Origin of the sequence: Falsiroseomonas sp. (genome assembly GCF_041690465.1) — a bacterium.
Classification (GTDB): Bacteria; Pseudomonadota; Alphaproteobacteria; order Acetobacterales; family Acetobacteraceae; genus Falsiroseomonas.
Window position 1 is genome coordinate 172,481 of record NZ_JAWLHG010000002.1, and the last position, 7,901, is coordinate 180,381.

The 7,901-nt window shown below is 74.9% G+C and carries 5 protein-coding genes; all 5 read left to right on the forward strand.

Going from position 1 to position 7,901, the window contains the following annotated elements; genetic code table 11:
- Position 1: 1 nt before the first annotated feature.
- Genes ACESM1_RS02960 through ACESM1_RS02980 form a run of 5 tightly spaced genes read left to right on the forward strand, consistent with a single transcriptional unit; the run spans position 2 to position 7,901 of the window.
- Entirely contained in the window at positions 2-334 is a 333-nt protein-coding gene (locus ACESM1_RS02960) for a hypothetical protein (RefSeq protein ID WP_372617575.1), read from the forward strand.
- A 2-nt stretch (positions 335-336) separates the two neighbouring features.
- Positions 337-573 (forward strand): hypothetical protein, encoded by a 237-nt coding sequence (locus ACESM1_RS02965; RefSeq protein WP_372617577.1) that lies wholly within the window; start codon positions 337-339, stop codon positions 571-573.
- A complete protein-coding gene (locus ACESM1_RS02970) occupies positions 570-1,427 on the forward strand; it encodes a hypothetical protein (protein WP_372617581.1) in 858 nt (285 codons plus the stop codon). Before ACESM1_RS02965 ends, ACESM1_RS02970 begins: the two co-directional genes overlap by 4 nt.
- A gap of 12 nt (positions 1,428-1,439) precedes the next feature.
- Positions 1,440-3,629 carry a hypothetical protein gene (locus ACESM1_RS02975; RefSeq protein ID WP_372617583.1) on the forward strand — a complete coding sequence of 730 codons (2,190 nt, stop codon included), beginning with the start codon at positions 1,440-1,442 and terminating at the stop codon, positions 3,627-3,629.
- 6 nt (positions 3,630-3,635) lie between these two features.
- Entirely contained in the window at positions 3,636-7,901 is a 4,266-nt protein-coding gene (locus tag ACESM1_RS02980; protein ID WP_372617584.1) for a hypothetical protein, read from the forward strand.

Genomic DNA, 7,901 nt, shown 5'->3' on the forward strand with positions numbered 1-7,901 from the left:
CATGCCGGAATTCAAGGTGAACGAACCCGTCGTCCAGCCGGAGCCGGTGGTGCGGGTGGAGGTGAATCCCGCGGCGCCGCTGCCGCTGGGTGCCAACCGCTTCCGCCTGGTCGTCGTGGACGACAGCGGGAACGAGAGCGAAGCGACCTTCCTCGACATCGTGGTGCGCGATGCGGAGCGGCCGACCGCGGTGCTGGACATCGTGGACGCGAATGGCCGCCGCATCGAGCCGGTGGTGGCGTCCGGCGCCTCCTTCATCCTGTCCGGCGCGCGGTCGAGCGATGTCGGAGGCGGGCGCGTGGTGGAGTACCGCTTCACGCTGGTGGAGCGCTGATCATGCCGGTGCTCGAACCGGGCCGGACCGTCGCGACGCGCGAGCCGACGCTCAGGGTCGAGAACCGCCTCGCGCCCGGCAGCTACGTGTTCCGCCTGACCGTGCTGGACGCCGCGCGGAACGAGAGCGCGCCGGTGGAGCTGACGGTGCGCGTGCTGCGCGCGGTGATCGATCCCGTCATCCGCCCCGACCTCGGCACCATCGTGCAACCCGTGATCAGACCGGTGATCCCGCGATGAACGACCTCCCGGACCCGCTGCTCGCCCGCCCTGCGCCGGAGCGGGTGAACTACGCCACCGGCGTGCTGCTCGATGCGCAGGACTTTCGGGACGAGCAGACCTATCACCGCGGCAGGCTTGCGCGGGCGCTCTCCGCGTTGCACGGCCATGGCACGGTCGCCGGGCTTCGCGTGCTGCCGCCGGCGACAGACGATGCCGAGCTGGAACTGCATGTCGCGCCCGGGCTGGCGCTGGATCGCCACGGACGGCTGATGGAGTTGCAGGCGCCCTGGTGCATCCGCCTGGCGCGCTGGTTCGCCGCGGCCGCGACGGCGGACCTCGTCGCCGCGCTGCATCGCGCGCCGCGCGTGGCGCCGCCGGCAGCGGTGGTGGTGGATGTGTTCCTCTCGGCCGCCGATTGCGCGCGCGCCAAGACGCCCGCCTTCGCCTCCGGACCCTTCGCGGCGCTGGATGCGGTGGTGCCGGCGCGGCTGGCGGAGACGCCGGTGCTGGAACTGGTGCCGCGTGCCGAGGGCGGGCCCGATCCCATCCCGTCGCCGCGCAACTTCTGGCCGGCCGCCGATGCCAGCGACGAGGACAAGCTGATCGCCGTGCTCGGCAGCTTCGAGACCGCCGGCCAGGATGGCGCGCTCGATCCGCTCACCGAGCATGTGGTGGGTCGCGAGGCTTCGGCCGTGCTGCTCGCGCGCGTCGCGATCCCTGTGACCCTGGCGGAGGACGCGCCTTCCGGCACGCGGCCGGCGCTCGACATGACGCAGCGCGTCTCGGTGGACAATGCGCTGCGTCCCTTCGTCTTCCTGCCCGGCAAGTGGCTCGGCCGCGCGCCCGATGCGGCGCCGCTGGTCCAGCCCTGAAGGAGGCAAGCCATGTCCGACCTGACGGCAAGCTCGGCCCGCACCCGGATCGACGTGGCGGAGGCCAGCGAGATCGCGCGCCTCGCCCGCGCCGGCGATCCCACCATCGTCGCGCGGGAGGAGGTGGAGGCGCTGCTCGGCCGCTCCGCTTTGGTGCTGGACGGGCTGCGGCGGCGGCCGCGCTACTTCGACGGGCGGTTCCTCACCGGCGCCGACCTCACGCGCGACCAGGAGTATGTGCGGCGGCGCCAGGCGGATCTTGCGCGCGCCACCGGCACCGGCGTCGTCGCAGGGCTGGAGGTGAGCCTGGAGGGCTCGGCCGGCAACGAGATGCTGGTGATCGAGCCGGGGCATGGCGTGACGCCCTCTGGCGATCTCGTGCTGGTCACCACGCGGCGCAGCTTCGCGCCGCTCGACCTGCCGGCGGTGGAGCGACTGGATGCGACGCTCGGCCTGCGCGCGGTGCCGCGCGCGCCGCTCGGCCGGCGAACGGGGCTTTTCCTGCTGGCGCTGCGGGCGGTGGAGTTCACCGCCAACCCGATCGCCGCCTATCCCACGCGCATCGATGGGCCGCGCCGCGTGGAGGATGGCGACGTGATCGAGGCGACCGCCGTCACGCTCATCCCCTGGCCGGATACCGGCGGCGCCGCCACGCTGGGCGAGGCGCGGCGCGCGCTGGCGCGCAGGTTCTTCCTCGGCGACGCGGTGGGCCTGCCGCAGGATGCGCTGCCGCTGGCGATGGTCGCGATGGAGCGCGGCGCGATCCGCTGGATCGACATGCCGCTGGTCCGCCGCGAGACCGGCGCCGACACGCCGCTGCAGGTGAGCCTCGGCGGGCGTCCGCGCGCGCTGGCCGAAGCCTTCGTGCTGCAGCACCAGTCGCATCTGGCCGATGTGCTGGAGGAGCGCGCGCGCGCCGGCCAGCCGGCGGGCTTCGCCGCGGCCGAGCATTTCGCCGCGCTGCCGGCGGCGGGGCTGCTGACGGCGGCCTCGATCCTGACGGATTCGCTCGGCTTCCGGCAGATCTGGTTTCCGCCAACGATGGAGGTGGATGTCAGCTTCGTGCCGGAGGACGAGATCCCGAGCCTGGTCGAGGAAAGCCTCGCCATGCCGCCGATCGACCTGCTCGGCGATGCGGAGGATCTGGACGCGACCGGCGTGGTGGTGCTGGCGCCGGTCTCCCGCGCGCGCCTCGCCCGTTTCCGGGCGCAGCTGGCGCAGCCTTCCTTCGCGGCGCGGCCCGATCCTGGCCAGGGGCTGCGCCGCGCGCCGCTGGCGGCGCTGGAGGCGATGCTGGCGCGGCGTTCGCGGGCGCGCGAGACGGCGCTGCGCGACGCCGAGGCCGAAGCCCGCGCGGCCGCGTCGGAGGCGGAGATCCGCGCCTGGACCACCGCCTGGGCGGAAGCGGTCGCCGCGCTGCCCGTGGCCGAAGGCGGCTCGCCGCTGCTGTGGTACGTCCGGCGCCGCGCGGTGGCCGACCGCGCCAGCATCACCGGCGTCGCCATCGCGGTGACGGGCGACGATGCCGGCCAGCAGCGCGCCACCGGTGAGCGGCTGGCCGCGCTTGGCCTGACGGAACGCGCGGAGCGCATCGCAACGGCGGCGACGCCCTTTGCCGAGGCGCGCATCGCCGCCCTGCTCGCCGCGCCGCGCATCGCCGCGCATGACATGCTGGTCGCCTCCGTGGTGCGTGACCTGGAACGCGCTCTGCCCGCCGAGGATGGTGACGCGCCGGTGGAGCGCGTCACGCCGGAGCGCGAAGCGGGTGGGCGCCTCACGCTGCCGGGCGCGCGCGAGCGCCTTGGGCAGCCCGCTGCGCTCGCCGGCCTACGCGATGCGCTGCGCGCGCCGACCCTCGGCCTGCCCGGCTCCCGCGCCGAGGAACTGCGCAACGTCCTCGCCGCGATCCGTGCCGAGAAGCCGGTGCCCGGCGAGATCACCGAGGCGGAGGTGCTGGCCGTCGCCGCTGCCTATGCCGGGCCGCGGCTGGGCGAGGGGCTGGAGCGGCTGGCGGCCACGCCGACGAGAATCCCCGCCGCCGGCCAGGTCTGGATCGGCGACCAGGGGCGCGCGGTGGAGCTGGACGGCGTGCTGCGCGCGATCGACGCCGCCGACCTGCCGCGCTTTGCCGAGCGCCTCGCCAAGGCGGCCGATGCGAAGGACGCAGCCGCGCTGGAGAAGCTGATCGTCGAGGAAGGCTGACCGGCCATGCGCATCCTCTCCGCCATCGACGCGCCGCTGGCCGACGAGCACGTGATCGGCACCGATCCGCCGCTGCGGCCGGAACTGCCGGGCGTCTGGCGGCGGCGCATCAACCCCTTCACCGGCCGCGTGCTTTCCGACCGCGCGCTGACGGCGGAGCAGGAGGCGCGCGCGGGCGTGCAGCGGCTGCGCGGGGAGTCGGTGACCGCCGGCATCATCGCCGGCCTCGACCTGCTGGCGGAGCCCGACGGCTTCGGCCAGGCGCCGGATGCGGCCTGGGTGCAGGTGCTGCCGGGGTCCGGCCTGACGCGCGCGGGCGAGGATGTGGTGGTCGCGGCGCCGCGCCGCCTGCGTCTGGCCGACCTGCCGGTGCGTGCGCGGGTGGACCAGCTGGATGCCATCGCGGCTGGCGACGATGCGGGCGGCACCGCTTCGTCTTCCGGCGTGCTGCTGCCGCGCCGCATCGGGCCGATGCTCGGCGCGCTGCTCGATGCGCCGGCGGCCGCCGACCTGCCGCGCGTTGCGGTGCTGGTGGCCGAGCCGGTGACGGCGACCATCCTCGCCGGCCCGCGCGACGATTGCCCGCCCGATCCGCGCGACGATCCCTATGACGATCTGCAGCGCATCGATGGTTGCCGGCTGGTGCTGGATGTCTGGCCCGCGGAGCTCGCGGCGTACGCGCTGCCGCCGCCCGGCGCGCTGCGCCGCAACCGCCTGGCCGAGCGCGTCTTCACCGCCGAGGCGCGCTTCGGTGCGGGCGGGATGCATCCCTGGGAAGGGCTCGGCGTGCCGCTGGCGGTGGTGGCCTTCGCGGAGGATTGGACGCTCGATTTCCGCGACCGCGCCGTGGTGGTGCGGATGGGCGGGCAGCCGCGGCCGCGGCGCGCGCTGGTGCCGGGGCGGGGCGATGCGCTGCTGTGGCAGGCGAGGCTCGCGCAGCTTGTCGAGCATCTCGGCGCGCTGCCGGATCTTTCACCTGCCACCGTTCGTGGTGCGCTGCATCACCTGCCGCCGGTCGGCGTGCTGCCGGCTTCCCTGGTCGATCTCGCGACGAAGCGGCAGTTCCTGTTCCCGCCGGGCTTTGCTCTGAGCGCCGCGCCGGTGCCGCTCGGCGAGCTGGAGTTGGTGCTGCGCGCGAGTGCGGGCCTCGCGCCGCTCGACCTCGAGGCGCCGGAGGAGGTGGACCTGCTCGTCCCGGTGCCGGACCGCGTGTACGAGCCCGGGCTGCTGCTGACTGCCGAGGTGGATCCCGCCTTCGCGCGCGCCGTCGCGCGCTACACGGCGGACCGCACGGGATGGCTGGTGCGCCGCGAGATGGTGCGGCGCCGGCGCGACCTGCTGCTGGATGCGATCACCGGCGAGCGCCCGACCTGGCCGGCAGCGGATGCGACGGCGGCGGAAGTGCTGCCCGATCCGGCCGGCCGTGCGCCGGTGGGCTGCACGCGGGTGCGCCGGCTGCCGGCGACCGCGGGGCAGGCGCGCGCACAGGCGATGCTGCGTGCCGGCAGCTCGCTGCCCATGCGCAAGGGCGACCGGCTGTTCCTCTGGCTGCGCGCCGGCGCCGGTGTCACCGGCATCGCGCTGCGGCTCGGTGCGAACACCTCGACGTCAGGCGCCGGGGGGCTGAGCGGCGCGGTCTATTGGGGCGCGCCGGCGGGCCTGATCAGCCCCACCTCCGACCCGCAGCTGGCGCTGCGGCGGCAGGGCGACGTGCCGGCTGCCGGCGCCTGGACGCGGATGGAGGTGCCGGCTGCGTCGCGCTGGGATGCCAATGGCGGCACGCTGGAAGGCCTGGCGCTGGACGGGATCGAGGTCTCGGCGATCGGCGGCACGGCGGAGTGGGGCCCGGTCGGGCGCATCTCGGCCGACGCCATGGAGGCGGTGTGGATCGCCGACGACGCGCCACCGGGCAGCGAGCTGACGGAGACCGGCCGCGCCGGCCCCGGCTGGACGCAGATCCCCGCCGCAACGGGCGAGGAGCCGCCGGCGGAGGATGGCTACGGCACCGCGGAATCCGGCGGCGTGCGCGCGATCGTCGCCAGCACCGCCTTCCGCGCGCGCTGGACGCAGCCCTTCCTGGCGAACGAGATGCAGCGCCTGCAGGAGATCGGGCTGGATCGCTTCATCGCCGATGCCGAGGCGCGGCTGGCAGCGACGAATGACCGCATCGACCTCGGCTTCGTGCGCGCGCAGGCCGACATCTACCGGCTGCGCCAGCTGGTGCTCGGCGGCGATGCGGCCGCGCGGCTGGTCACCTCGCCGGCGCTGGCCGGCATCGCGACCCGCGACGAAAGCGCGCGCGCCCGCGCGGATGACCTCGCCGGCTACCTGAAGGCCGCCTGGCAGACCTCGCCCGCGCGCGATCCGAACGAGCCGCTGGAGACGCAGCCCAAGCCAAGGACGCCGAGCGACACGATCATCGGCGCCGGCCCTGGCGATGCGCCGGTGGCCTTCGATCCGCGCAGCAGTGGCGGTATTCTCGGCGCGATCAACCAGCCGCTCTTCACCGCCAACCTCTCGTTCCTCAATCTCCGGCAGACGACGACGCGCACCACCAGCATCGCCGGCCTCGCCGCCGGCTTCACGCGCGGCGTGGAGGCCGCGGACATCCGTGCGCAGCTTCCGCTGATCGGCCGTGTCGAGCGCACCGCGAGCATCGCCGAGCGGCTCGCCCCGCCGCCCTCGCTGGAGGCGCAGCGCTATGCGCTCGAAGGCAAGATGGCGCTGGTCGCGGCGGTCGCCTCGCTGATCGGCGCGGATGGCGGGGAGGCGACCGGCATCGCGCTCGGCGACCTGCCTGCGCCCGGCTTCCGGTTCGTGGAAGGCACCGCGACGACGCCGACGCTGGCCGATGTGATCGCCGACCTGGAGAAGCCGCGCGACCGCGCGACCGTGGACACCGACGATGTGCGGGACGGCACGCATGAGGCGCAGTTCTTCGGCGCCGGCGCCAGTGCGGTGGACAACAGCATCGCCCTGCTGCGCCATATCGAGGGCCGCGCCGCGCTGTACTCCCGCCTGATCGCGGAGGCGAAGGCGCTGCGAACGGAGCTCGCCGGGCGCATCGCCGGCGCCGATGCGCGGCTGCGCAGCATCGGCGTGGAGGTGGAGGAAGCGCGCCACGACCTCGGCGTCGCCGATGCGCTGCTGGCGGAGGAGACGCAGCGCGTGGCGGCGCTGAATGCAAGGCGGCAGGCGGTGCTGGCCTCGCATGTCACCGCCATCGCCTATCGCCGCGCGCGCCAGGCGGATCGCGCCCTGGTCACGCCGACGGCGCCCGCCGTCGCCGGGCTGGTGCCGGAACCCGCCGCCGCCTGCCTCGATGCGCATGAGGAGGTGCCGGAGGAGATCCGCGACTATGTCGCGCTGTTCCGCGAGGCGCCGGTGGCCTGGTTCCCGCATGTCGCGAAGCGGCTGGCGCTGCTGGACCGGCTGGAGGCGGCGCGCGCGGCGCTCGCGGCCTCGCGCATCCGGGCCGCGCTGGCGTTCGAACCGGTGCCGGTGGTGGCGAGTGCGCCGAGGCTGCTCGGCGTGGTGCATCGCGTGATCGCGGCGCAGCGTGCGGCGCTGGAGCCGCGGCGGCTGGAGGCGGTGCGGATCGATCTTGCCGCCGTCGCGACGCTGGATCTCAGCGGCATCCGGCGGCTGGTGAATGAACGCGCGAGCCTCGGCGATCTCGCTTCCGGCGAGCACAACCGGCCGGAACTCGCGCGCCGTGCCTCGGCGGAGATCGAGGATGTCGGGCGCGTCGCCGCCTGCCTGCATGCGGCCTTCGGCGAGGCGGAGCCGGCCATCCGGCTCGGCTGGGCGGAGCTGCTCTCGGGCTTCGACGAGCCGGCGCCGCTCGCGACCCTCGCCGGCCTGCCGGGCTGGAGCGAATTGCCGATTGCGCTGCGCCGTCGCCAGCAGGGACTGGTGGACTGGCTGTTGAGCCGTATCGCACGCGACATCCCGCGCGCCGAGGCGGCGATGAACGAGCTGGTGCGCGTCTGCCTGCTGATGGCCGCGCATGCACCGCTCGACCGCGTCATCCCGGCGCGGCTGGTGGCGCCGGTGACGGTGCGGCCGGGCGTGCGGCTGGATCTTGCGCTCGACATCAAGGTGGCGCGCGTGGGGATGACGGCGCTGCTGCGCGATGCGGAGGCGCGGCCGGTCGGCACGGCGGTGGTGGAGGACCTCGGCGAGGGGATCGCGCGCGCGCGCATCGTCAAGGGGCTGACGACGAGCGCCGTGACCCTCGCGGCGGGGCTGCGCGTGGAGCTGACGGGATAG